Consider the following 24861-nt stretch of genomic DNA (forward strand, 5'->3'; position numbering starts at 1 on the left):
AAGGACGTCTGCTCTCCCGGCCCGCGCGTCCTTAGCGTCGCTCGCAGAGAACCGGTCTCCATCGAAAGGTAGGCACTGTGAACCCCGAGACCCCATCGGCATCAGTGAAGGGCCCGGCCGACGTCGACGTGGTCGTCGTCGGCGCCGGCATCGCCGGCCTGTACGCACTGCACCGCTTCCGCGGCAGCGGACTGACCGTGCGGGTGTTCGAGGCAGGCGAGGGCGTGGGCGGCGTCTGGTATTGGAACCGCTACCCGGGCGCGCGGTGCGACGTGGAGAGCGTGGACTACTCGTACTCGTTCGACGACGCGCTGCAGCAGGAGTGGAACTGGAGCGAGAAGTACGCCACCCAGCCCGAGATCCTGTCCTACCTCGAACACGTCGCCGATCGCTACGACCTGCGCCGCGACATCGAATTCGGCACCCGCGTCACCGATATCGTGCTCGACGAGCGGACCCTGCGCTGGCAGGTCGACACCGACACCGGCCGGACCGTCTCGGCCCGGTTCGTCGTGCTGGCCACCGGTCCGCTGTCGAACGCGAACACCCCGGCCATCGACGGCCTCGGCTCCTTCGCGGGCCGGGTGCTGCACACCTCGCACTGGCCGCACGAAGGCGTCGACCTGACCGGACAGCGGGTCGGCGTGATCGGCACCGGATCCTCCGGCATCCAGACCATCCCGTGCCTGGCCGAACAGGCCGAGCGGCTGCACGTCTTCCAGCGCACCGCCAATTACAGTGTGCCCGCGGGGAATACACCGCTGAGCGAGGCCGATCGGCAGGCGCAGAAGGCGAACTACGCCGAGCGCAGGCGGCTGTCGATGGCCAGCGGCGGCGGTTCCCCGCATCAGGCGCACCCGATGTCCGCCCTCGCGGTGAGCCCGCGGGAACTGCGCGAGGCCTACGAACAGCGCTGGGCCCTGGGCGGCGTGTTGTTCAGCAAGACCTTTCCCGATCAGCTGGTGAGCCTGGCCGCCAACGACACCGCGCGGGAGTTCTGGGAGGAGAAGGTGCGGGCCGTGATCGACGACCCGCGGGTCGCCGACCTGCTGGTTCCGCGTGATCACCCGATCGGCACCAAGCGGATCTGCACCGACACGAACTACTACCAGACCTACAACCGCGCCAATGTCGAGCTGGTGGACCTGAAGGCCACCCCGATCAGCCGCATCGACGCCGCGGGCGTGCACACCACCGCGGCGCACTACCCGCTCGACACCCTGGTGCTGGCCACCGGATTCGACGCGATGACCGGCTCGGTGTCGCGGATGAACATCGTCGGCCGCGGTGGCGAATCGCTCAACGAGGCCTGGCGGGAGGGACCGAAGACCTATCTGGGGCTGGGCGTGACGGGCTTCCCGAACCTGTTCAACCTGACCGGCCCCGGCAGCCCGTCGGTCCTGGCCAACATGGTGCTGCACTCGGAACTGCACGTCGACTGGGTGGCCGAGGCCATCGGTTACCTCGACAGCAGGGGAGCGGTGGGGCTCGAGGCCAGGCCGGACGCGGTGGCCGAGTGGGTCCGCGAATGCGCGAGCAGGGCCGCGGGAACGCTGATGACCCAGGCGAATTCGTGGTACCTGGGCGCCAACATCGAGGGCAGGCCGCGGGTGTTCATGCCCTTCGTCGGTGGCTTCGGGGTCTACGGCGAGATCATCGCCGAGGTCGCGGCCGCGGGATACAAGGGTTTCGACGTCCTCGAGGCGTGAGACACGACGGCGGGGTGGTCCGGATCGGACCACCCCGCCGTCGTCGGTCAGGCCGCGAACCCGCCGAACCCGCCGCGGTAGTACAGCAGCGGCTTACCACCTTCGGTGGCCCGCAGATCGACGATCCGGGCCAGCACCACCGTGTGATCGCCCGCGTCGTGCTCGAGCTCGACGCTGACCTCGATGTGGGCCAGCGCCCCGGCCAGCGCGGGCGCGCCGTTGCCCGCCCGGTCCCAGTCGACGCCGGCGAACTTGTCGGCGCCGCTGACCGCGAACCGGCGGCACAGCTCGCTCTGCTCCTCGGCCAGGATGTTGATGCACAGGGCGCCCGCGGCGCGCAGCAGCGGCCAGCTGGTGGAACTCTTGGCCGGGCAGAACGACACGTACGGCGGGTCCAGCGACACCGACACCACCGACTGGCAGGTGAAGCCGAGCGGCCGCGTCCCGTCGTGAGCGGCGATCACCGCGACGCCGGTCGCGAAATGACCGAGCACTCTGCGCAGGTCGGCGGGGGCAGGGATACCTGCGTCGACGACGACGTTGTCTGCATTCATAGGGGTCCTCCCGAACGGAATTCGTTGCCCCCACGATCCGGGGTGAGCGGGGACCGGCTCAAGACGTTCTCCCGGTCAGCGGTTGTCGGCGGGCAAAAGGTGGTACCCGCGGTTGCTAACATGCACCGATGGCGACTCCCGACCCCGATCCCGGCGTGCCCAACCTGCCGCCGACCAGCTGGGCGGTTCTCGCCATGCTCTCCTACGAGGAAGAGGTCTCCGGCTACGACCTGAAGAAGTGGGCCGACTGGAGCCTGCGCTACTTCTACTGGACGCCGTCCTACAGCCAGATCTACGCCGAGCTGAAGAAGCTCGAGCAGCACGGTTTCGCGAGCTCCCGGCTCGACCACGACAACGCCATGCGCGGCAAGCGGCTCTATCGGATCACCGACGCGGGCCGGGCAGCGGTGACGCTGTGGTGGAACAAGGCGCCGGTCGATCCGTCGGTGCTCAAACACCATGTGCTGGTGCGGGTCATGTTCGGTCACCTCGGCTCGCCGGATCGGCTCAAGCAGATCCTGCGCGACCACATCGACGACGTCGACCAGCTCGAGCAGCGGGCCGCGATCGACGCCGAGGCCGCCAAATCCGAACCGGGCTGGGCCTATTCGCAGATCGTGCTGCAGTGGGCGCAGCGCCACTACGCGGCCGAGCGGGAACTGGCCCAGCAACTGATCGACGACATCGACAACGCGGCCACGATCCTGGCCGGTGCCGAACACGACGATCGCGCCGACTACCCCCACCCGACCCCGGGCCGCTGGCGCGAGATCGAGCAGCGGGTCCGCGAGGAAGAGGGCCTGCAGCACGACCCGGCGGAGTAGGTGTGGGGCGCTCGCGGCCCCACGACCGATTACTTCGCGGTCAGCCGCTGGGACCGCGTGATCATCGACGACCCGCTGACCGGGTCGCCGATGATCGTGCCGCGGCCGCGTGGGGCGTAGCCGCTCAGCGCGTGCCCAGTGCCTCGCGCACCATCGCCCAGATCTCGGCGCGGGCGGCGGTGGTCGCGGCCAGCGACGGGATGGTGAGAAAGCCGTGGAACAGGCCGTCGTAGCGGCGGTGCCGCACCGCGACGCCGTCGTCGGCGAGCCGGCGCGCGTAGGCGTCGCCCGCCGAGCAGGGCGGGTCGAGTTCGGCGGTGATCACGATCGCGGGCGGCAGGCCGGCCAGCGAGGCGGCCCTGGTCGGCACCAGGCGGACGTCGTCGGTGCCGTGCGGGGCGTACTGCCGCCAGTACCAGCGCATCGCGCTCGTCGTGTTGTAGTGGCCGGTGCCGAAGCGCCGATAGGACTCGGTCTCGAAGTCGTCGTCGATCACCGGGTACAACAGGATCTGCGCCGCGACCGCGGGGCCGGCGCCGTCGCGGACCGCAATGGCCACGGTCGCGGCGAGATTGCCGCCCGCGCTGTCGCCGGCCAGCGCGATCCGCGCCGGGTCGCCGCCGAACGCGCCCGCGTGCTCGGCCACCCAGCGCAGCGCGGCGAGGACGTCCTCGTGCGCGGCGGGTCCCCGGTGCTCGGGCGCGAGCCGGTAGTCGACCGCGACCACGATCGCGCCGACGCCCTCGGCCATCGATCGGCAGAACTCGTCGTGACTGTCGAGATCGCAGAAGACGAAGCCGCCGCCGTGAGCGAATACGATCACCGGCAGCGGTGATTCGTCGCGGTGTGGTCGATAGACGCGCAGAGTCAGGTCGCCGCCGGGGCCCGCGATGACGATATCGCGCGCCTCGCGCATGTCGGGCAGGTACTTCAGCGGCGCGCGCCTGCCGAGGATGGCGGCGCGCACCTCGGCGGCCTGCATCGTGGCGATGTCGGGGAAACCGGCGTCGAGCGTGGCGAGCATCGCGGCCACTTCGGGGTCCGGCACCGCACCCGGTCCGGTGGTGGGATAGACGCGGACAGTCACTGACCCTCCTGGAGATTCTCGCGACGCGGTCCGACGGTCGAACCGGTCGTCGGCCCACCGTAGAGCCGGGCCGCGGCGGTGCGGACCCCGTTCTCCCGCTGGGCGGAAACCCCTGGTCGACGTGCCACGCGAGGTGCCTACCGTCGGCCCATGAACACCACGAAGGTCTACGTGACCGACACCGTTGTGACGAAACCCGGGCGGGCCAGGGACTTCGTCGACGCCTATCTGCGTGAGTACGTGCCGGGGGCCCGCGAGCGAGGGATGACGCTGGAGCGGATCGTGGTGAGTCCACCGATCTGGTTTCCCGACGAGTCCAACACCGTCACCGCGACCTGGGTGCTCGACGGCGCCGAGGGGTGGTGGGCGATGACCTGGCAGGGGCGCTCCGATCCGGCGGTGCGGCGGTGGTGGTCCGGCGTGGACGACCTGGTCGCGCAGCGCACGCGCTGCACCGGCGCCGAGGTGTCCGATGTCGAGCGGCTCGCCGATGTTTGAGGTCGTTCGGCTGGTGCATTGTGCGGCGGCGGGCGGTCCGGCGGCGGATCGGCTCAGGACCGAGCTGGGTGCGGCGGTGTCCGGGATGGCCCGCCGGGTGCTGGTCCAGCCCACGCTGCCGGGGGTTCGCAACGGCGGTGACGTGCTGGCGCACCTGCGCTTCGACGGGGCGGCGGAGTGGCGGGCCTGCGCGGGTGCGGTCGACGCGGTGCTGGCCGATCCCGGCATCACACATGTCGACGGCGCCGAGTACGACGGCGGCATCGGCGGTTTCGCCGAGCCTCGCGCGCCCGGCTCGGTGTACCGGGTGCTGCTGTTGCGGGTCGCGCCGCAGACCCCGGACGCGACGGTGGAGCGCTTCGAGGCGGACCTGCTGCGGATGCCGCGCTATATCCCGACGATGCTGTCCTGGCGGTTGAGCCGGGTGCGTCGCGGCATCGGGTCCGTGCCGTGGACCCATGTCTGGGAGCAGGAGTTCACCGATCTGGACGGACTCGACGGCCCGTATCTGATGCACCCGGTGCACTGGGCGCACGTCGACCGGTGGTTCGATCCGGAGTGCCCCGACGTGATCGTGCGCGACCGCGTCTGCCACAGCTTCTGCGAGAACGACCCCGCCTGACCCCGGCCGCCGCCCGCTCCCGCCGGGCGGCGTACCGCGCGATCACGCGTAGCGGGGCGCGCGGTGGTCGGTGGCGACCCGGGCCGCGGGGCCGACGCCCAGCGGGCGCGGATGCTGCTGCAGGGTGGGACGGACCCGCACCCGGCCGTCGTCGACGTGGCGCCAGATGTTGAGCGCCGTCGTGCGCACCGGCGCGCTGAGCCGATGGTCGAACACCATCCGGTCGATCGGCCCGCACACCGACACCGCGGCCACCGCGGACTCACCGAGATCGCCGATCGGGGCGGCGATGCAGCCGAAGCCGGCCAGTGATTCCTCGCGCTCGACCGCGACCCCGTGCGCGCGCACCTTGTGCAGTTCGAGATCGAGCTGGGCGCGGGTGGTCAGCGAGTACTTGGTGCGCGCCGTGGCCTGACCGGTGACGACCTCGGCCAGCCGGTGCTCGTCGGAGTAGGCCAGGATCGCCTTGCCGACCGCCGTACAGTGCGCGGGCCGCCTGCCGCCGACCCGCGTCGGCACCGCGGCGGCCAGATCGCCGCCCACCTTGTCCAGGTACACGACGTCGGGACCGTCCAGCACGGCCAGGTGCACGACGAACCCGGTGACCCGGTGCAGCTCGTGCAGGAACGGCATCGCCGCGCGATGCAGCCGGTCCTGGTGCACGGCCAGCGAGCCGAGCTCCATCAGCCGGATCCCGAGCTCGTAATCGCGCCCTTCGCGGCGGAGCCAGCGCAGCTGCACCAGCCGTTCCAGCATGCGATGCGCCGAGGACCGGGGTAGCCCGGTCCGCCGGACGATCTGGGCGAGCGTGAGCCTGCCCGGGCCGTCGAAGGCGTCGAGCAGCAGGGACGCGCGATCGAGGATCGCACTGGGGGTGGTGGCCTCGGCCTGGATGACCATGGAGCGCTCCATTTCGGATCTACGAGCTGATGCCCAGTCGCATATTTCGATTAGGCATATACCTATTGATACCATCCTCTGTGTCCGTTGTCACATGAATCCTCGAACTGTGTGCAACGACGACGGCCCCCGTATCGAGCGGAGAGCTCGGTACGGGGGCCGTCGAAGGGCTGCGCGCGACTACATGGCCGCGAGCGGCTCGCTGCCGGACCAGTCGTGGCCCCAGTAGCTGTCGGCGGTGATTTCCTCGGCGGTGTAATAGGTCTCGTCGACCCGCATCCCCTCGGTGCCGAACTCCACGTCCCAGCCGCCGGGCGCGCGCACGTAGAAGGACACCATCTTGTCGTTGGTGTGCCTGCCCAGCGTCGAGGACACCGAGAAGCCGTCCTTGGTGACGCGGTCCAACGCCTGGCCGACCGCGTCGAGGGTGTCGACCTCCACCATGATGTGCACCAGGCCGGGGGCGCCACCGTGCGGCGCGGGGCACAGCGCGAGGCTGTGGTGGCGCTCGTTGACGCCGAGGAAGCGCACCCGCATCGGCCCGAACTCCGGCGGCGCCGGGATCCGGAACGCGCCGCGCGGCAGGAAGCCGAGCACGTCGGTGTAGAAGCCGAACGCCCCGTTGGGATCCATGGTCGGCAGGACGACATGGCCCAGGCCCTGCGCGCCGGTGACGAACTTCGCGCCGAACGGCGTCACCACCGGGCTGTGGTCGAGCACCGCGCCGTGGAAGACCTCGAGCGTCGCGCCGGTCGGGTCCTGGAAGGTGATGACCTCCTCGACCCGGCGCGCGTCGGCCTCCTCGACCGAGAGCGGCTTGACGGCGATGCCCGCCGCGGTGACCGCTTCCTGCACCCGGACCAGGGCCGCGTGGTCGCGCACCTCCCAGCCGATGGTCACCACCGCGTCGCTGTCGCCCGGCACGACCGTGATGCGCGCGGCGCGTTCGTCCATCCGCAGGTACAACGCGTTCTCGTCGGGTCCGCTGCCCTGCGCGAAGCCGAGCACGTCGAACGCGAAGGTGCGCCACCGGTCCATGTCGGCGGTCTGGATCTTGACGTAGCCGAGGCCTTTGATGTCTGTCATTTACGTTGTCCTTCGTAGTGTTTCGGGTCAGATCATCGAGCGCAGGTGGTCCGCGGGCTCGAGACCGAGGGAGCTGACGGCCGAGGCGTGGTAGACGGTGCTCGGCACGTGGATGGCGTGGGCGAGGCCCACGTGCGCGTCGCGCCAGTAGCGCTGCAGCGGCTTGTCGGTCCGCATCGCGTTGCCGCCGGAGCGCGCGAAGATCTGGTCCACGGCCGAGACCGCGCGCCAGGCCGCGCGGACCTGGGTGCGCCGGACCGCGGCCCGCTCGGCGAAGCTGATCTCCTTGCCCGCGTCGACGGCGTCGAAGATCTGGTCGGCGTTGGCCAGCAGTTCCTGGCGCGCGGCGTTGATGTCGGCGGCGGCCTCGCCGATGGCGAACAGTACGTACGGATCGTCCTTGACCGCGGTGCCCTGCGCGCCGACCCGGTCGCGCTGGTAGTCCAGGTGCGCGGCCAGCGCGCCCTCGGCGATACCGACCACCGCGGAGCTGATGCCCAGCGGGAACATCGTCGACCACGGCATCTTGTACAGCGTCTCGGTGACCCCGTACTCCTTCTGCGCGGTGCCGTCGATGACATGGTCGCCGTTCATCACCCGGTAGTCGGGCACGAACGCGTCCTTGACGATGATGTCCTTGGACCCGGTGCCCTTGAGGCCCACCACATTCCAGGAGTCCTCGACGATCTGGTAGTCCTGGCGCGGCAGGATCATGTGCAGCATCGTCGGCGGCAGGGCCATCGAGCCGTCCGGGTTGCCGAGCATGGCGCCCAGGAAGATCCAGTCGCAGTGATCGGTGCCGGAGCTGAACTGCCAGCGGCCGTTGAAGATATAGCCGCCGTCGACGGGTCGGGCGATACCGGTCGGCGCGTAGGGCGAGGCCATCCAGGTGTCGTGGTCGTCGGCCCACACCTCGTCCTGCACCTTCGGATCGGCGAAGGCCAGCTGCCACGGGTGCACGCCGACGATGCCGGCGATCCAGCCGCTGGCCGGATCGAGCGCGGCCGTGGCCATCACCGTCTCGGCGAACTCGCGCGGATGCGCCTCGTAGCCGCTGTACTTCTTCGGCTGCAGCAGGCGGATCGGGCCCGCCGTCTTGAGCAGCTGGGCCGTGGCATCGGGCAGCTGCCCGAGCCGCTCGGCCTCCGGGGCCTGATCGCGCAGCTGGTCGGCGATCGCGGCGATGTTGTCGAGAACCTTGGTCATCGCAGGTGGTGCTTTCTGTTCGGGGTGGGAGAAGTCAGGACATGGTGTCGACGATGGCGCCGCGGGCGATGTTGTCGGCCACCTCGGCTTCCCAGCTCGTCACCGCGCGGTCGGTATCGATCTCGAACTCGAAGCGCTTGGTCATATCGTCGGTGACGTCCTCGACGTCGACGTAGAACTGCTTGTACCAGCGGCGCAGCTGGTAGACCGGCCCGTCCTCCTCCGAGAGCAGCGGGTTGTCGATCGGGGCCTTGTTCTTCCAGATCGCCACGTCCTGCTCGAAGCCGACGGCCACGCCCGCGGCGAACTGCTCGGCCATCGCGGTGGCGTCGGCGTCGGACATGCCCTCGGGCTTCTTGACCATCGCGCCGTACTGCAGCACGAAGGAGTTCTCGTCGACGGGATAGTGGCAGTTGATCAGGACGGTCTCGATCGTCATGCCCTGTGCCTCGCTCCAGAGCCAGTCGATCATGTAGGACGGGCCGAAGTACGAGGCGTCCGAGCGCAGGGTCGAGTTCGGATCGTCGTAGTTGGTGCCGACGGTGATGTCGTGGCGCGGGGTCGAGCGCATGTACTGGGTGGCGACGTGGCCGTCGAAGACGTTCTTGAAGTAGCGCGGGAACGAGTAGTGCACGTAGAAGAAGTGCGCCATGTCGACGACGTTGTCGACGATCTCACGGCAGTGCGAGCCCTCGATCAGGATCGAATTCCAGGTGAAATCGGTCCATTCCGGCGTGCCGTAGCCCTCGATCTCGGGAATGGTCACCTCGTCGGTGGGCTTGCTGCCCTGCGGGTCGTTCCAGACGAAGAGCTGGCCGTTGCGCTCGAGGGTCGGCCAGGAGCGGGTCTTGGCCAGCGGGGGCACGCGGCGCGCGTAGGGGATCGCGGTGCACTTGCCGTTGCCGCCCCAGCGCCAGTCGTGGAACGGGCAGGCGATCGAGTCGCCCTTGACGGTGCCGTGCGCCAGGTTGCCACCCATGTGGCGGCAGAAACCGTCGAGCACGTGCAGCGCGCCGTCGGATTCGGACTGGAACACCACCAGGGTGGTGCCGAACGCCTTCACCTCGTGCGGCTTGCCGTCGCGGAACGACGAGAGCAGGCCGAGGCAGTGCCAGCCGCGCGCGAAGCGGGTCGGTGCGGCAGCGGCCTCGATCTGTCGGTAGTCGGCGGTGGCGTCCAGTGATCGGCCGTTCGGCGGGTTCTCCGGCATCGAAACCTCCATGTATCGGACGGAGTGGGATGAGCTGCGCCGATGGTCGCGCCGCCGAGGGGGGTCCGCGCCGGTGGGTTCCCGGTCAGCGGACATGTTTTCGCGGTGTGCGCCCGGCGTCCCGATCAGCGGGAGAGGAACCGGTCACAAGCGTGCGGGCCGCCCTACGGTGACGGCATCCGCCGGACGAGAGGAATGACCATGGGTACCGTCGCGATGGTTCTGGAGACCGCCGACATCCGGATGTTCGCCGAGGCGGCGCGCTCCCACAATCCGGCCTACCGGCTCGCCGAGCGGCCCGTGGTCCCGCCGACCTTCCTGCCCGCCGACGGCTTCGGCACCGCGGGCGGCCGGGCGGAGACCGATCATCGATTCTTCGGCCCGCCGCCGCGCGCGGGCGACCAGCTGACCGCGATCCGCGCCGGGGCGCCCGGCGCCCCGGCGGTGAGCGCCGCCGAGTCGCTGACCCGCTACTTCGACCGCACCGGCGGACTCGTCGCCGAGTCCTGGGCGGCGGCCGAACCCGCACTGGGCGAACCGGTGTCGCCGCAGGCCACCGCGCTGCTGGCCACCTACGCCACCGATTGGCTCGGCGCGGAGCACATCCGCCGGTTCCGCACCAGGGTGCTGCGCGCGTTGCCCTCGGGCGAAGTCATGACCTGCGCGGGCCACATCACGCAGAGTTACGTGCAGGACGGCGAAGCGCGCGTCGACGTCACCCTGTCCGGGACCGATGCCGCGGGAGAGGTCGTCGTCCGCGCGTGGGCGACCTTCGCCCGCGACTGACCATGCCGACCAGGAGCACCATGACCGACACCGCCCCCGACCTCGCCGCCCGGCTCACCCGGCTGGAGGCGATCGCAGCGATCACCGCCCTCAAGCACCGTTACTTCCGTGCCTGCGACGCCAAGGACCCGGCCGGCTTCCGCGACTGCTTTCTCGCCGCGGGCGCCGAACTCGACTACGGCAGCCTGGGCGCCCACGACGCCGACGGCATGGCCGCCGTCTTCACCTCGATCGCGCTGCGCCGGGTGGACGGCAAGCCGGTCGTCCTCGACATGCACCACGGCGTGCACCCCGACATCACCGTGCACGACGACACCACCGCGAGCGGCCGCTGGACGCTGCGCTTCCGCCAGCTGAACCTGCTCGCGCGCACCGAGACGGTGGCCACCGGCGAATACGCCGACGAGTACCGCGTCGAGGCCGGGCAGTGGAAGATCGCGCGCTGCACGTTCACCCAGCTCTGGTCGCTCACGCGTCCGCTGAGCGAGGACGTTCAGGTGGAAAACCTCTGATTCCGCACCGCGCGGGGGCTCACGATGGTGAGGTGTTCATAGTGCACAACGACGTTCGGAGGTAGGACATGACGCGACGATACGAGGGCAAGGTCGTCTTCATCACCGGTGCGGCCCGCGGTCAGGGCCGGGCCGAGGCGATTCGCTTCGCCGAGGAGGGCGCCGACATCATCGCCATCGACGCGTGCGCGGATTTCGCCAGCACCAGCTACCCGGGTGCCACCGAGGACGACCTGGCCGAGACCGTGCGGCTGGTCGAAGCGGCGGGCGGCAAGATCGCCGCGAGCAAGGCCGACGTGCGGGATTTCGCGGGTCTGTCGGCGGCGCTGGCGGGCGGGATCGAGCAGTTCGGCCGGCTCGACGTCGTCGTGGCCAATGCCGGCATCTGTTCGGCGGCGATGTCCTGGGAGATCACCGCCGAGCAGTGGCAGGAGACGGTCGACGTCAACCTGACCGGCGTCTTCCACACCGCCAAGGCCGCGATTCCCTACCTGATCGAGCAGGGCGAGGGTGGCGCGATGGTGTTCACCAGCTCGGTCGCCGGTCTCAAGGGCATTCCGTTCACGGCTCACTACGTGGCCACCAAACATGCCATCACCGGGCTGGCCAAGACGATGGCCAACGAGCTGGGCCAGCACCGGATCCGGGTCAACACCGTGCATCCGGCGGGTGTCGCGACCGGCATGCAGATGGCGGAGATGGGTCCGCTGTTCGAGCAGCACGCGGCCACGCTCGCGCCCATCTTCATGAACGCCCTGCCGACCTATATCACCGAGGCCTCCGACATCGCGGCCGCCGTCGCGTGGCTGTGCTCGGACGAGGCTTCGCAGGTCACCGGCGCGCAGATCCCGGTGGACATGGGCAACCTCAACCGCTGAACCTCCGCTGGATTGGTATTTTTATACCGCCACCGCTAGGGTTGGTATGAAAATACCAATGGAGGCGTGATGGTGGAGTTGAAGACGCCCGCGGAGATCGAGCGGATGCGGGTGACCGGCGCGTTCGTCGCCGACGTGCTGGCCGGCGTGCACGCGAAGGCCGCCGTCGGGGTGAACCTGCTCGAGCTCGAAGAGTATGTGCGGGAACGGATTCGCGAGCGTGGCGCGGTGTCGTGCTACTGGGACTACGCCCCCTCGTTCGGTCGCGGACCGTTCCGCAACACCGTGTGCCTGGCGGTCAACGACGCGGTGCTGCACGGACTTCCGCACGATTACGTGCTGCGCGACGGTGACGTGCTCACCGCCGACCTGGCCGTCACCATCGACGGCTGGGCCGCCGACTCGGCCGTGACCACCATCGTCGGCACGCCGGCCCCGGCCGATCAGCGGCTGGTGCGGGCCACCGAGGAGGCTCTCGCCGCCGGGATCGCCGCCGCGCGGCCGGGCAACCACCTCGGTGACATCTCCGCGGCCGTCTCGACGGTCGCGCGCGCGTACGGCTACCCGGTCAACACCGAATTCGGTGGGCACGGCATCGGCCGGACCATGCACGAGGATCCGCACGTGTCCAACACGGGACGGGCGGGGCGCGGGTTCCGGCTGCGTCCCGGGCTCACGATCGCCATCGAACCCTGGTTCGCGGCGAGCACCGCGACGGTCGTCACCGACGCCGACGGGTGGACGATCCGTTCCGCCGACGGGTCCCGGTGCGCGCACAGCGAGCACACGATCGCCGTCACGGCCGATGGGCCGAGCGTCCTGACGCTGCGTGATTGAGCGGAAAATCCGCGCCGGTCAGGCGGATTCGGCGACCTGCTCGGTGCGGTAGACCTCGGCGAGCTCGGTCAGCGGGAGCGTCAGCGCCTCGGCCAGGCCCACGACGGTGCCGAAGGCGGGCGAGGGCAGCCGGCCGGATTCGATCTTGCGCAGGGTCTCGGGCGAGATGCCCGCGGCGCGCGCCACCTCGGCGAGATCGCGCTCGCCCCGCGCCGACCGCAGGCGGCGGCCGAGGCGACGGCCTGCTTCGACTTGGGCCGGGCTGAGGGGAAGACGCACCATGGCTCCGAGGGTAGGCGGGGTATTTCTATACCGCAAGCCGCGGACGGGCCGGTGATCACTTGGGATCACCGGCCCGTCCGTCACGGGGCTCAGTGTGCGGTGCCGCCGGTGGCCGGCGTGCGCCCGTGCCGCATGACCACGGCCAGGACCAGGGCGACGGCCGCCGCGGCGCCGCAGACCCAGAAGCCCAGCTCGTATCCGCGATCGCCGAACACGTCCGGAATCGGCGCGGGCGGCTGCGCCTGTCCGCCCACGCTCACCAGCGCGGTCATTCCGTTGGCGTGCAGGAACGCGGTGACGATGGCCAGGCCGACGGCGACGCCCATCGACTGCATGACGCCGAGCATGCCCAGGCTGATGCCCTGCTGCTCCTGCGGCACCGCCTCCACCATGAGAATCGGCATGGCCGCGTAGTAGAAGCCGAACCCGATGCTGAACACCGCGTTCACAAGCAGGAACACCGTGCTGGTGTGCGGCAGGACGGCGAAGGCCACGGCCGAGCAGACGAAGATCACCAGCGCGACGACCAGCGGCAGCCGAGCGCCCACGCGCCGCGCGATGACGCCGGCGAGCGCACCGCAGACCATGGTGACCACGGCGCCCAGCAGGGCGATGCGCAGCGCGAACTCGAGCAGGGTGTAACCGCTGCCGTAGGTGTAGCCCGGGTCCAGCGTCACCTGGACCGCCTCGGCGGGCAGCGGCTGACCGGTCATGGCCTGCACCTTGGCGAGAATGCCCTGCTGCGCGCCCGCCGCGACGGTCGCCTCGTCGGGCGTCTGGGACATGTAGGCGATGGCGTAGGAGACGACGCCGATCTGCAGCGAGGCGAACAGCGCGCCGGCCAGCACCAGCGCGACGCGCGGGTGGAACAGCAGTTGCATGTCCATGATCGGTTGCGCCACCCGGGTTTCCACCAGGACGAACAGCAGCAGCAACACGACGCCGGTGATCACCCAGGCCAGCGTGGTCGGCCGCGCCCAGCCCCAGTCGTGGCCCTTGTCGAGGTAGATCAGGATCAGCGCGGCACCACCGGCGAGCAGCAGCGCGCCCACGTAGTCGATCCGTTCCCGCACGCGCAGCTTGGATTCCGGGACGATGAAGTACACCAGCGGCAGCATGACCAGGGTGAACCCGGCCAGGCACCAGAAGATCGCGCGCCAGCTGTAGTTGTCGACCAGGAAACCGCCGAGCAGCGGTCCGGCGATGGCGGAGACGCCGAGGCCGGTCGCGGTCACGCCGAGGCCGAGCGGAACGTACTTGCGCGGCATCAGGTCCCGGATCAGGCCGTAGGCGATGACCGCCGTCGCGATCGCGGTGGCCTGCAGGCATCGGCCGAGCAGGAAGATGCCCCAGTTCGAGGTCGTCGCGTCGAGCACGCAGCCGATCATGAACAGCAGGCCGCAGATGAGGAACATCCGCTTCTTGCCCCACACGTCGCTCATCTTGCCGATGAGCGGTGAGGCGGCGGCGCCGATCAGGCCGAAAACGATGATGGCCCAGTTGATGTTCGCGCCGACGCCGGGAAAGGTCGGGGCGATCTTCTGTAGCGCCGCCGACACGATCGTGTACTGCATCGGCGCGATCTCGGTGAACAGCACGATCACCGCGAGGACGGTGAAGATGCGGGCACGGGACGCGCCGTCCAGACGGCCGGTGTCGTTGTCCGGGTCGGTCGCGACAGGACTCGACGGCTTCGGATCTTCAGGAATGGTGGACATGCCACGCTCCGTTGTTCGGGAATTACTTCGAGAGGGAGTGGAGCGCCGCCGATCGAGTGTGACGTAGATCGCACGACTTCCGACTCGGAGTATGTGACCCTACCGAACGCTAGGTTGGTGAAGTTATGCAAACGTTATGTTTGCTCCCGCTGAGTGGGTGAAAGCAGCGAGACGAAGTCCCGACAGGCGGCCGCCAGGTCGATATCGTCCCTGGCCAGCAGCCATTGGACCTGCAATCCGTCCATCACCGCGAGCAGCAGCGGCGCCGCCCGTTCCGGGGTGAGGCCGCCGGGGAGGTGGTCGCCGAATTCGGCGCGCAGCAGCGCGGCGAAGTCGGCGCGAGCCTTGGCATAGCGCTCGGTGAAGAACTCGCGCGCCGGATGGTCCTCGGTGACGGACTCGCCTGCCAGGACTGTGAAAGCCTGGACCAGGTCCGGACGTTCGGCGTTGTATTCCACGATCTGCTCGAGGTGGGTCAGTCGCGCGTCGGTCAGCCGGCCGACGAACGCCGCGAAATCCCAGCGGTCGCGCGCTTCGAGGACGCCGCTCAGCAGGGCGTCCTTGCTGGGGAAGTAGTGCAGGACGCCCGCGGGGGTGAGACCGACGCGATCGGCCACCGCGGCCAGGGAGGTGCCCTGATAGCCGCGCTCGGCGATGAGGGTGGTCGCGGCGTCGATGATGGCCGCCCGTCGCGCTTCCGCCTGGGCCGCCCGGCCGCCTTGTTGTCCCCGAGTCACTCCGCGAGCGTATCGGCCCGGTGCGCGGCGGCCCGTCGGCGCACACCGGGCCGAACCCGGTGGCGCGTGCTCAGGTGGGGGAGTGATCGGTGAACGCGCCGTCGACGAGGACCGGCACGGTGGAATCGGCGTCGAGATCGATCGCGATCGCGACATCGGCGGCGAACCCGATCGACGCGAGCTCATAGCCCGAGGCGCTGGACGCGATCGACGCGGGCACGTCCGGTGTGCCCGCGAAAGTGGTTGCCGCCGACCGCGCCTCGGGCGACGGAGCGGTGGCGCCCCGGTCGAGGAGTGCGGCGACCAGCGCACCCGCACCGAGCCAGTCCTCCAGCGCGGGACGCAGCGCCTCGCTGCCGGGCCACTGCTCACCCGCCGCGACGATCGCGATCGGCTGCTCGGTCGTACCCCATCCCTGGGCGATCAGCCAGTCGGCCACGGCCCGAGAGTTGCGCAGGCAGGCCGCGACGACCGCGCCGCCCTCGACGGTGGCCGCGATGGCCGACCCGTTCGGTGAAGGCAGCACCAGCCGTTCGGTGAACGGTGCCCGCCGGATCGCCGCGGGCGACAGGGACCACGGCCGCTCCCGATCCGCCGCACGTCGCCCGACGGCCAGCGCCGCACCGTGCCGATCCGCGAACTCCTGTGCCGACGCGTCCCGCCACCGATACGGGAACACCGCCGTCCCCGCCCCGGTCGCCACCGACACCGAGGTGGTGAACGACAACACGTCGATCACCACCACCACCGCCGCCCCCGGTCCGATCGCCGCCGCTCCGGTTCTACCCCACTCCACGCTGATCCCGAACCCGCGCTGCCGCGACCACTCCGGCGCCGAATACACCCCAGCCCCTCCTCGACTCGACCGACGAATCGCCCAGTCCACCACACGAACCCGCGTGACTCCAGCCTTCCGCTCGCTCCCGGATCTCGCGGCGGTGCGGGGAGAGGCCGCGGGACAGCGGTCGAGTCAGGGAATGAGGGCCGGGGTCAGGTCGAGGTCGGGGGGTGGACGGAGGCGGCGGAGGGTGCCGTCGATGCTGGTGACGTAGAGGGACCAGGCGGAGCCGTCGGGGGCGAGGCGGGCGGAGGTGGGGCCGATCGGGGGCAGGGCGGGGAGGGGACTGGTCGGGGGTGTGGTCCAGCCGGTGGCGAGGGTGCACCAGTGGCCGGTGGCGGTGTCGACCTGGTAGACGCTGCCGGAGTAGTCGCCGGCGACGAACGCCAGTCCGCTCGCGGTGGTGTCGAGGTCGTCGAGGCCGGGCAACAGGCCGTCGGGGATCGAGGCGATCGGGGTCGGGCGATCGGGGGCGTCGAGGGGCACGCGCAGGATCTGGGAGGTGGCGACGTCCTCGGTGAGGACGGCCCGGTGGTCGGCGGTGAGGGCGAGGCCGTTGGGGCGGGGCACCGGGGACCAGCCGAGGGTGAATTCGCCGGTGGCGGGGCGATATCGGCTGATGCCGACCGGCGGCCACGGGATCGACAGCTGAGACAGCAGCAGGTCGCCGTCGGGGAGCAGGAGCAGGCCGTTGGGTTGGACCAGATCCGGCAACAGCACGGTGACCTCCCCGGTCGGGAGGTGCAGTCGCCGCAGGGTGCCACCGCCGCCGGGGGTGGTGCCGTCGCCGGTGAGGAAGTAGAGGTCCGCACCCGAGCGGCGCAGACCGGCGGGATTGTCCAGCCCGGTGAGCAGCGTGCTGACTCGGCCGTCGGCGTCGACGTGGCGCAGCTCGCCACGCACGATCCCGGTGACGTAGAAGCCGCCCGCGCCGTCGTACTCCAGGTTCTCCAGGCCGCCGAGGTCGGCAGCCAAGATCTCGACCTGCCACGTGGCACCGCATCCGGCCCCGGCCTGCGCCTGTCCCACCGGCCCGATCCCGGTGACCGCCACTGCGGCGAGTGCGGTTGCCAGACAACGGATATAGCGCGTGCCGGAGCGTCGATCCATGGCCGTAGCCTAACCGTCGCCCGGCCGCGCCGCGCCGCCGCGGCCGGGTGCGGTGGTGGTCAGCCAGGTGGCGAGCACCGCGGAGGCGGCGGTGTCGGCGGACAGGGCCGCGTGCTCCTCGGTGGTCAACTCGACGGCGTCCAGCTCCGCCCGCCAGTGCGCGAGCCGTTCGGGTTCCTCGGTCGCGACCGCGATCTCGGCCAGCGCGGCGAAGGTGCGGGCCCGCTCGGGAGCCGACGCGGCCGTGGCGAACCGGCGCAGACCAGTTTCCAGGACCCGGGCGGCCGCCTTGTCGTCGTTCTTGAAATCGCGCAGGATGCGGGCATTGTCGAGGACCCTGGCCAGCCCGGTCAGCGCCCGCGAGCCGCCGTACTCGACGTCCATCGGCTCGTCGCGCTGGATCACCAGCAGGGTGTTCCCGACAGGATCGACGAGGGAGAACCGGGACTGTCCCGGCCGGAACCGGGTGATCCGGGGCATCCCCTTGGCGGGGATCTTGCCGTAGTGGGCCCGCAGCGCCGTGGTGAAGTCGGCGTGGCGGGCGGCGACATCGTCGACCATCACCAGCGCCCCCACGTGTTCGGTGGGCAGCTCGACCCCGGGCGGCGCGGGCGCGAAATGCAGTGCGCACCCGTGGCCTTCGACCGCGCCATAGACATAAGGCCTGGACTGCTCGTAGGTGACGGTGTAACCGAGCGCCTGATAGAACGCCAAGGTGCTCGGCAGATCGCCACTCCACAGCATCGGCACGGCGGTATCGGACATCGGGATCCTTCCGGAGAACGGGTCGGTCGGATCCGAGGTTAGGAACAGTCGCGCGAAACCGCCCATAACTCGTCGGCCGCGCTCAGCGGCCGCTCGGCGGTGATCCGCGCGGCACACCGGATCGGAGGACATTCGCCAGGGCGCACACCAGCACCTCGTGCCCCTGCGTGCGCAGCCGCACCGCGAGGGCGAGTAGCGGCTGCACCGCACCGCGCGGCGTGATCGTCGACACGAGAACCCGCGTGTCACACCCCGTCCCGCGTCCGGATCTCGGCGCGCGAACCGCGGTTGCGTACCCTCTGGCCGCACCTGCGGCGATCCTCGTCGGCCGGTTGACGATGACGGGGAACGCGGTGGCCGCTGCCGTGCGCGGCGGATGTCACTAGGCTGCGGGCATGACCAACCGCCTCGGCGAGCTGCAGACCGCGAACTTCGTTCTCCTCACCACGTTCCGCAAGGACGGCACCCCGGTGGGCACCGCCGTGTGGGCCGTCGCCCGCGAGGACAAACTGTTCGTGTGGACCGTCACCGACAGCTGGAAAGTGAAGCGGATCCGCCGCAATCCCGACGTGACCCTGCAGCCGTGCGACGCGCGCGGCAAGGCGCACGGCGACGTCGTCACCGGCACCGCCCGCATCCTCGACGCCGCCGAGACCGAGCAGGTGCGCTCCTGGCTGCGCCGCAAGTACTGGCTGACCGGCCCGCTGGTCATCCTCGCCAGCAACCTGCGCCGGGGCAAGGCTGGCACCATCGGCATCGAGATCACGCCCGCCTGACAGATCGACCGAAGCAGTACCCAGTACCCGGGGTATCGGATAACGTGGGCTCAGCGGAACCTCCGAAGGGACTCACATGGCCGACAAACGCACCCGCGCCGTCGTCGTCGCGGGCGCGCGCACGCCGTTCGTGCGCGCGTTCACCGATTTCACCCGCCTCGACAGCATCGCCCTGGCCGGCGCCGCTGTGCGCGGACTGATCGAGCGCACCGGGATCGCGCCGGGGGAGATCCAGTCGATCGTGTGGGGCGGGGTGGTGCTGCCGAGCCACGCGCCCAACATCGCCCGTGAAGTGGCACTCGACCTGGAACTGGACTTCGGGTGCGAGGGCTACACGGTGACCAGGGCGTGCGCGTCGGGTCTGCAGGCAATCACCTCGGCGGCCGCGGCCATCGAACGCGGCGAGTACGACATCATGATCGCCGGTGGCAGCGACTCCACCAGCAATGCCGAGATCAAGCTTCCGCAGAAGGTCGTGCACGCCGTCGCGCCGGTGGCGCTGGGCAAGCCGAAGCCCAAGGACTACCTCGACGTGGTCCGTCAGCTCGCGCCGTTCACCGACATCCTGCCGCGTCAGCCCAAGATCTCCGAGCGCACCACCGGCGAGGTGATGGGCGAGTCCGCCGAGAAGATGGCCAGGATCAACGGCATCTCCCGCGCCGACCAGGACGAGTTCGCAGCCCGCTCGCACCACCGCGCCGCGGCCGCCATCGCCTCGGGCCGCTTCGACGACGAAGTGGTCCCGGTGACCACCCCGTCGGGCACGCGGATCGAGACCGACGGCCTGGTCCGCGCGAACACCAGCGTCGACAAACTCGCGACACTGCAGCCGGTGTTCGCCAAGGGCGGCACGGTCACCGCGGGCAATGCCAGCCCGCTCACCGACGGCGCCTCGGCGGTGCTGCTCATGAGCGAGGAGAAGGCCCGCGCCCTCGGCTTCACCCCGCTGGCGGCCCTGCGCTCCTGGAGTTTCGTCAGTGTCGACCCCGCCGACCAGGTCCTCATCGGCCCCGCGATCTCCATGCCACGCGCCCTCGACAAGGCGGGCATGACCCTGGCCGACATCGACCTCGTCGACATCCACGAGGCCTTCGCCGCCCAGACCCTCTCGGTCCTGCGCATGCTGGAAAGCCCCGACTGGGCCAAGTCGCGTCTCGACCGCGACGAGCCGGTCGGCACCGTGGACATCGACAAACTCAACGTCCACGGCGGCTCCATTTCCCTGGGCCACCCCTTCGGCGCCACCGGCGCCCGCATGGTCACCACCATGGCCAACGAACTGGCCCGCACCGGCAAACAGACCGCCCTGCTCGGCATCTGCGCCGCCGGCGGCATCGGCGCGTCCGCCGTCCTCGAACGCGTGTGAGCCGACGACCTACGTCGCCTGGCTCACCGAGGACATGTGGAAGTCGGGGATGCGCAGGGGCGGCATGGCGGTGCGGGTGAACCAGTCCTTCCATTCGCGGGGGAGGGTGATCTCGGTGGCGCCGGCTTCGGTGATGCGCCGCAGCAGGTCCAGGGGGCTCTCGTTGAAGCGGAAGTTGTTGACGGCGGCCGTGACCCGGCCGTCTTCGACGAGGTAGACGCCGTCGCGGGTGAGGCCGGTGAGCAGGAGAGTGGCCGGGTCGACCTCGCGGATGTACCAGAGGCAGGTCAGCAGGAGGCCGCGTTCGGTGCGGGCGATCATGTCGTCCAGGGACGCGTCGGAGCCGCCGGTGAGGAGCAGGTTCTCACCGGGAACGGTGGCGGGAGCCGAGAATTCGGCGGCGGTGGCGCGGGGGTAGACCAGTGATTCGATGACGCCGGCGCCGATCCAGTCGACGCGCTGGGCGGACAGGCCGTTGTCGAACACCGACAGCGACTCCGACGACGACGGGGTCGCCACGAAGGGGCGGTATTCCAGGCCGCTCGCGTTCGGGTCGGAGTAGAGGGTCAGCGGAATGTCGCTGAGCCGCTCACCGATCCGGGTGCCGCCCGCGCGGGAGAACGCGGTGTGGCCCTCGTGCGCGCCGCGGCCCTCCATCGTCCAGGCGAGGTAGATCATCAAGTCGGCCACCGCCGACGGCGGCAGCAGCGTCTCGTAGCGGCCCGCGGGCAGGTCGACGCGGGTGGCCGACCAGTCCAGTCGCCGCGACAGCTCGGCCAGCAGGCCGGGCGTGTCGACATCGGTGAAGTCGGCGGTGCCGACACCTACCCAGGCGCTGGCCAGATCGGCGCCCTCGCCGTGCTTTCCGTTGATCTCGACCGAGCCGGTGGGCTGGCTGAACCGGCGGCGGATGCCGGTGGAGGTGCCCAGCCAGGTGGTGTGCAGCTGGTGATGGGCGAAACCGTAGAGGCGGTCGGTACCGTCGAAACCGGTTGACAGGTCGCGGGCGAGACCGGCGAACACGTCGATCTCGGTGGCGCCGGGCGCGTGGTCCCACGTGGCGGTGTCGTCGACCGTGGGTTCGAGCAGCGGCATCGCGTCGCGGGCCGGGGTCGCCGTGCGAGCGGCCTCCTCGCTGGCGCGCACCACGGCCTCGATCTCGGCCGGATCGACACTGGTGGAGCTGATGCTGCCGACGCGGGCGGCGTTCGGGCCGTCCCGGAACACCGAGATCACCGCCCAGTCGCGTGACACCGACGACCCGTTGGTGGTCATCGAGTTGCCCGCCCAGCGCAGCGACGCCTCGTGCGCGTCGGTGACGATCACGATCGCCTCGTCGGCCTTCGACGCCGCCAGCGCGCGCTCGACCACCGCGCCCGCGGGGAACACACCCGATGCACTCACTGGCCACCCTCCGTCCGGGTATTGAGAATGTTGACCCCGCGCACCAGCACCGACGGGCAGCCATGGCTCACGGCCGCCACCTGACCGGGCTGGGCCTTGCCGCAGTTGAACGCGCCGCCGAGCTGCCAGGTGCTCGGCCCGCCGACCGCCTCCATCGCACCCCAGAAATCGGTGGTCGTCGCCTGGTAGGCGACATCGCGCAGCTGGCCGGCCAGCTCCCCGTTGCGAATCCGGAAGAACCGCTGCCCGGTGAACTGGAAGTTGTAGCGCTGCATGTCGATCGACCACGACTTGTCGCCGACGATGTAGATGCCGTCGGAGACCCGCGAGATCAACTCGGCGGTCGTCGTGTCGCGCTCCGGATCCGGCTGCAGCGAGACGTTCGCCATCCGCTGGATCGGCACGTGGTGCGGCGAATCGGCGTAGGAGCAGCCGTTGGACCGGTCCAGGCCGAGGCGCGGGGCGAACACCCGGTCGAGCTGGTAGCCGACCAGGACGCCGCCACGCACCAGATCCCACTGCTGGCCCGCCACGCCGTCGTCGTCGTAGCCGACCGTGGCCAGGCCGTTGACCTGGGTGCGGTCTCCGGTGACGTGCATGATCGGGGTGCCGTAGCGCAGCGTGCCGAGCTTGTCCGGGGTGGCGAACGAGGTACCCGCGTAGGCGGATTCGTAGCCGATGGCCCGGTCGTACTCGGTGGCGTGGCCGATGGACTCGTGAATGGTCAGCCACAGGTTGGTCGGGTCGATGACGAGGTCGGTGGGACCGGCGACGACGCTGGGCGCCTTCACCTTCTCGGCGAGCCACTCCGGGATTCGCGCGAGTTCGCCCGCCCAGTCCCAGGTTCCGTCGGCACCGGTGACGTATTCCCAGCCGCGGCCCGCGGGCGCGGCGAGGGTGCGCATGGTCTCGAAGACCCCGGCGGCGGCGTCGACGGTGATCGCCTCGAGCTGCGGATGCAGCCGCACCCGCTGCTGGGTGATCGACGAGCCCGCTGTGTCGGCGTAGAAGACCTGCTCCTTGACCTGCAGCACCGACGCGGTCACGTGATCGACGCCGTCGGCGGCCGAGAGGCGCTCCGAATAGTCCTGCAGCAGTGCCACTTTGTCGGCTGTCGGCACCGTGAACGGGTCGAGGTCGTAGGCCGACACCCACGACACGTCCGCGTAGCGCGGCTCGTCGGCGAGTTCCACCCGCTCCCGGTTGAGCGAACGCAGCGTGGTCGCGACGGTGACCGCCCGCCGGGCCACCTCGGCGGCGGTGTCGGGGGTGAGCGCGGCGTGGGAAGCGAAACCCCAGGTGCCGTCGACGATCACGCGTACGGCCAGGCCGAGTTCGGTCGAGTCGGTGACGGCCTCGACCCGCCCGTCGCGCAAGCGGATGGACTGGGTCACCAGTCGCTGCACCCGCAGATCGGCATGCTCGGCACCGGCCGCCCGGGCCGCCGACAGCGCGGCCTCGGCCAGCGCGCGCAAGCCGAGTGCGCGGAACTCCTCGTCCACTTCTCCGGAAGTCGCGGTAGTCACCCGGCCTACGCTAGCCGGTGGCACCGACAGGCGGGAGCCGTGCCCGGGATTGCCGCCACTGCCAGGGCACCTTTCGTGTCAAGGTGCGCGAAACCCCGGTTCCGGCAGTCACAACCGTGACGCGCTGATTCCGGTCCTCCCGCCGCGACGGCCCTCGATGCCGTAGGGTGCCCGCCGTGCCGCCATCCGCCCTCCGCGATCGAAAAAGGGAACGAACCCGTCGTGCGATCCTTATGGCCGCCGTCGGATTGTTCGAGGCCAGAGGCTATGAGGAAACGACCGTGGCCGACATCGCGGCCGAGGCCGAGGTCGGCACCCGGACCTTCTTCAACTACTTCGCGAGCAAGGAAGAACTGCTCTTCCCCGAACCCGACGAACGGGTGCGCGCCGCCGTCGCGGCGATCGCCACCCGGCGGCCGGGGGAACGACCCGTCGAGGTGTTGCTGCGCGCGCTGCGCGCCGCGGGCGACAACCCCGCCGAGCATCTCGCCGACGATCTGAACTCCCGGGTCGCGGCGCTGCGCGCGCAGGTCTCGCGCACCGTGCCCGCGGTGAGCGGCCGGGCCGCGCACGCTCAGCTCGTCGCGCAGCGCGAGATCGCCCGCCAGTTGCACAGCGCCTTCCCGCACGAGCTCGACGAGGTCGGCGCGGCGGCGCTGGTCGGTGCGGTCGTCGGCGCGGTCTCGGGGGCGCTGACGGTGCTGTTCCAGCAGCCCCAGCACGGCATCGACGACGGCGAACGACTACATCGCAAGATCCACGAGACCACCTCGCGGGTGCTGCAGCCGTGGCTGGCCGCCTCGGCCCCGGTCGAGCCGGCGCGCTAACCGAACTGCTGCCAGCCCAGCCGGATCACCATCACCACGACCACGACCAGCAGTACGATCCGCACGAAACCGGCGCCCTTGGCCAGCGCCATCCGCGAACCGACCAGCGCGCCCGCGACATTCGCGACCGCCATGCCCGCGCCGAGGCCCCACAGGATGTGCCCGGTCGCACCGAGGAACAGCAGCGCGCCGAGATTCGATCCGCAGTTGATCACCTTCGCCATGGCCGCGGCCCGCACGAACTCGGTGCCGAGCAGCGTCGCGAAGGTGATGATCAGGAACGTACCGGTGCCCGGCCCGAGCAGGCCGTCGTAGAGGCCGATCAGGCCGGCGGCCAGCGCCACCACCAGGATCACCTTGCGGCGCGTCGGCGGATGGGTCGCCATGGTCATGCCGATCGAAGGTCGCAGCGTGACGAACAGCGCCACCCCGACCAGCACCACCATGACCAGGGGAATGAACAGCTCGCGGTCGATCAGCGAGACCGCCGCCGCGCCGCAGGCCGCGGCGATCGCGGCGATCACCGCGCCCGGAATCAGCACCTTCCACTGCATCGGCACCCGGCGCGCGAAGGTGATCACCGCGGTCGCCGTGCCGGAGAACGCGGCCAGCTTGTTGGTGCCGAGCGCCGTCTGCGGGGCGATGCCGGGCGCGACCAGGAACAGCGTCGGCAGGATGATCAATCCGCCGCCGCCGACCACCGCGTCGACCCATCCCGCCGCGGCCGCGGCCACCAGCAGGACCGTCCAGTCTCCTAGTTGCACCGGACCAGGCAATCAAGATCACGCCCGGAAAGCCAACCG

The 24861-nt window shown here is 70.3% G+C and carries 27 protein-coding genes; 11 read left to right on the forward strand and 16 right to left on the reverse strand.

The genetic code is table 11. From position 1 onward, the window contains the following. Positions 1-77 precede the first annotated feature (77 nt). Positions 78-1709 (forward strand): NAD(P)/FAD-dependent oxidoreductase, encoded by a 1632-nt coding sequence (locus ATM97_RS33820; RefSeq protein WP_218722300.1) that lies wholly within the window; start codon positions 78-80, stop codon positions 1707-1709. A 47-nt stretch (positions 1710-1756) separates the two neighbouring features. On the opposite strand, the gene ATM97_RS33825 is transcribed toward ATM97_RS33820, so the two are convergent. After that, positions 1757-2263: a flavin reductase family protein gene (locus ATM97_RS33825; protein WP_218722301.1), complete on the reverse strand. Its 507-nt coding sequence runs from the start codon at positions 2261-2263 to the stop codon at positions 1757-1759. Between the two features lie 128 nt (positions 2264-2391). Between ATM97_RS33825 and ATM97_RS33830 the strand changes: the two genes are divergently transcribed. Next, positions 2392-3087 (forward strand): PadR family transcriptional regulator, encoded by a 696-nt coding sequence (locus tag ATM97_RS33830; RefSeq protein ID WP_218722302.1) that lies wholly within the window; start codon positions 2392-2394, stop codon positions 3085-3087. Positions 3088-3211: 124 nt separating this feature from the next. Here ATM97_RS33830 and ATM97_RS33835 read toward each other — a convergent pair whose 3' ends face one another. Continuing rightward, positions 3212-4174 carry an alpha/beta hydrolase gene (locus tag ATM97_RS33835; RefSeq protein WP_374104935.1) on the reverse strand — a complete coding sequence of 321 codons (963 nt, stop codon included), beginning with the start codon at positions 4172-4174 and terminating at the stop codon, positions 3212-3214. A 150-nt stretch (positions 4175-4324) separates the two neighbouring features. Here ATM97_RS33835 and ATM97_RS33840 point away from each other — a divergent pair, with 150 nt between their 5' ends. Next, positions 4325-4672 (forward strand): hypothetical protein, encoded by a 348-nt coding sequence (locus ATM97_RS33840; protein ID WP_218722303.1) that lies wholly within the window; start codon positions 4325-4327, stop codon positions 4670-4672. Continuing rightward, entirely contained in the window at positions 4665-5294 is a 630-nt protein-coding gene (locus tag ATM97_RS33845) for a Dabb family protein (protein WP_218722304.1), read from the forward strand. The genes ATM97_RS33840 and ATM97_RS33845 overlap by 8 nt, the downstream gene beginning before the upstream one ends. Before the next feature lie 42 nt (positions 5295-5336). Here ATM97_RS33845 and ATM97_RS33850 read toward each other — a convergent pair whose 3' ends face one another. The 4 genes from ATM97_RS33850 to ATM97_RS33865 all read right to left on the reverse strand — a co-directional run bounded on the left by ATM97_RS33850 (position 5337) and on the right by ATM97_RS33865 (position 9708). Then, complete coding sequence (locus ATM97_RS33850; protein ID WP_218722305.1) at positions 5337-6194, reverse strand: IclR family transcriptional regulator; 858 nt, start codon at positions 6192-6194, stop codon at positions 5337-5339. 180 nt (positions 6195-6374) lie between these two features. Further along, positions 6375-7280: a biphenyl-2,3-diol 1,2-dioxygenase gene (gene bphC, locus ATM97_RS33855; RefSeq protein ID WP_218722306.1), complete on the reverse strand. Its 906-nt coding sequence runs from the start codon at positions 7278-7280 to the stop codon at positions 6375-6377. Positions 7281-7307: 27 nt separating this feature from the next. Further along, complete coding sequence (locus tag ATM97_RS33860) at positions 7308-8486, reverse strand: acyl-CoA dehydrogenase family protein (protein WP_218722307.1); 1179 nt, start codon at positions 8484-8486, stop codon at positions 7308-7310. Between the two features lie 34 nt (positions 8487-8520). Continuing rightward, complete coding sequence (locus ATM97_RS33865) at positions 8521-9708, reverse strand: Rieske 2Fe-2S domain-containing protein (RefSeq protein WP_305082672.1); 1188 nt, start codon at positions 9706-9708, stop codon at positions 8521-8523. Positions 9709-9897: 189 nt separating this feature from the next. Between ATM97_RS33865 and ATM97_RS33870 the strand changes: the two genes are divergently transcribed. The 4 genes from ATM97_RS33870 (at position 9898) to map (ending at position 12709) form a co-directional block, all read left to right on the forward strand. Continuing rightward, positions 9898-10482, forward strand: a complete 585-nt coding sequence (locus ATM97_RS33870; RefSeq protein ID WP_218722309.1) for a hypothetical protein — start codon at positions 9898-9900, stop codon at positions 10480-10482. Between the two features lie 20 nt (positions 10483-10502). Further along, entirely contained in the window at positions 10503-10994 is a 492-nt protein-coding gene (locus ATM97_RS33875; RefSeq protein ID WP_218722310.1) for a nuclear transport factor 2 family protein, read from the forward strand. Positions 10995-11062: 68 nt separating this feature from the next. Further along, positions 11063-11872: a mycofactocin-coupled SDR family oxidoreductase gene (locus ATM97_RS33880; RefSeq protein ID WP_218722311.1), complete on the forward strand. Its 810-nt coding sequence runs from the start codon at positions 11063-11065 to the stop codon at positions 11870-11872. A gap of 69 nt (positions 11873-11941) precedes the next feature. Continuing rightward, positions 11942-12709: a type I methionyl aminopeptidase gene (gene map, locus ATM97_RS33885; RefSeq protein ID WP_218722312.1), complete on the forward strand. Its 768-nt coding sequence runs from the start codon at positions 11942-11944 to the stop codon at positions 12707-12709. A gap of 18 nt (positions 12710-12727) precedes the next feature. Here map and ATM97_RS33890 read toward each other — a convergent pair whose 3' ends face one another. From ATM97_RS33890 to ATM97_RS33920, 7 genes are all read right to left on the reverse strand, one after another. Then, positions 12728-12991: a helix-turn-helix transcriptional regulator gene (locus ATM97_RS33890; RefSeq protein ID WP_218722313.1), complete on the reverse strand. Its 264-nt coding sequence runs from the start codon at positions 12989-12991 to the stop codon at positions 12728-12730. Positions 12992-13080: 89 nt separating this feature from the next. Continuing rightward, positions 13081-14709 (reverse strand): MFS transporter, encoded by a 1629-nt coding sequence (locus ATM97_RS33895; RefSeq protein WP_218722314.1) that lies wholly within the window; start codon positions 14707-14709, stop codon positions 13081-13083. Positions 14710-14843: 134 nt separating this feature from the next. Next, a complete protein-coding gene (locus tag ATM97_RS33900; RefSeq protein WP_218722315.1) occupies positions 14844-15446 on the reverse strand; it encodes a TetR/AcrR family transcriptional regulator in 603 nt (200 codons plus the stop codon). Between the two features lie 70 nt (positions 15447-15516). Next, positions 15517-16290: a 2-phosphosulfolactate phosphatase gene (locus ATM97_RS33905; RefSeq protein WP_218722316.1), complete on the reverse strand. Its 774-nt coding sequence runs from the start codon at positions 16288-16290 to the stop codon at positions 15517-15519. A 126-nt stretch (positions 16291-16416) separates the two neighbouring features. Then, positions 16417-17394, reverse strand: coding sequence for a hypothetical protein (locus ATM97_RS33910; RefSeq protein WP_218722317.1), 978 nt, complete (start codon positions 17392-17394; stop codon positions 16417-16419). 9 nt (positions 17395-17403) lie between these two features. Then, positions 17404-18159 carry a glyoxalase gene (locus ATM97_RS33915; protein ID WP_218722318.1) on the reverse strand — a complete coding sequence of 252 codons (756 nt, stop codon included), beginning with the start codon at positions 18157-18159 and terminating at the stop codon, positions 17404-17406. An 82-nt stretch (positions 18160-18241) separates the two neighbouring features. Beyond that, positions 18242-18391 carry a glycosyltransferase gene (locus ATM97_RS33920; RefSeq protein WP_218722319.1) on the reverse strand — a complete coding sequence of 50 codons (150 nt, stop codon included), beginning with the start codon at positions 18389-18391 and terminating at the stop codon, positions 18242-18244. 163 nt (positions 18392-18554) lie between these two features. Here ATM97_RS33920 and ATM97_RS33925 point away from each other — a divergent pair, with 163 nt between their 5' ends. Together ATM97_RS33925 and ATM97_RS33930 are read left to right on the forward strand one after the other, a co-directional pair. After that, the gene (locus ATM97_RS33925) at positions 18555-18935 is read left to right on the forward strand and encodes a PPOX class F420-dependent oxidoreductase (RefSeq protein WP_218722320.1); all 381 of its coding nucleotides are present in this window, start codon (positions 18555-18557) and stop codon (positions 18933-18935) included. A 76-nt stretch (positions 18936-19011) separates the two neighbouring features. Further along, a complete protein-coding gene (locus tag ATM97_RS33930; RefSeq protein WP_218722321.1) occupies positions 19012-20301 on the forward strand; it encodes an acetyl-CoA C-acyltransferase in 1290 nt (429 codons plus the stop codon). Between the two features lie 9 nt (positions 20302-20310). Here ATM97_RS33930 and ATM97_RS33935 read toward each other — a convergent pair whose 3' ends face one another. After that, on the reverse strand, positions 20311-21690 hold the full coding sequence (locus ATM97_RS33935; RefSeq protein ID WP_218722354.1) for a metallopeptidase TldD-related protein: 1380 nt from the start codon (positions 21688-21690) through the stop codon (positions 20311-20313). A gap of 11 nt (positions 21691-21701) precedes the next feature. Beyond that, complete coding sequence (locus tag ATM97_RS33940; protein ID WP_218722322.1) at positions 21702-23231, reverse strand: TldD/PmbA family protein; 1530 nt, start codon at positions 23229-23231, stop codon at positions 21702-21704. A gap of 233 nt (positions 23232-23464) precedes the next feature. Here ATM97_RS33940 and ATM97_RS33945 point away from each other — a divergent pair, with 233 nt between their 5' ends. Beyond that, entirely contained in the window at positions 23465-24058 is a 594-nt protein-coding gene (locus ATM97_RS33945; protein WP_218722323.1) for a TetR/AcrR family transcriptional regulator, read from the forward strand. On the opposite strand, the gene ATM97_RS33950 is transcribed toward ATM97_RS33945, so the two are convergent. Further along, entirely contained in the window at positions 24055-24822 is a 768-nt protein-coding gene (locus ATM97_RS33950) for a TSUP family transporter (RefSeq protein ID WP_218722324.1), read from the reverse strand. The genes ATM97_RS33945 and ATM97_RS33950 overlap by 4 nt on opposite strands. Positions 24823-24861 lie beyond the last annotated feature (39 nt).

The organism is Nocardia sp. MH4 (assembly GCF_019266065.1).
GTDB lineage: Bacteria > Actinomycetota > Actinomycetes > Mycobacteriales > Mycobacteriaceae > Nocardia > Nocardia canadensis.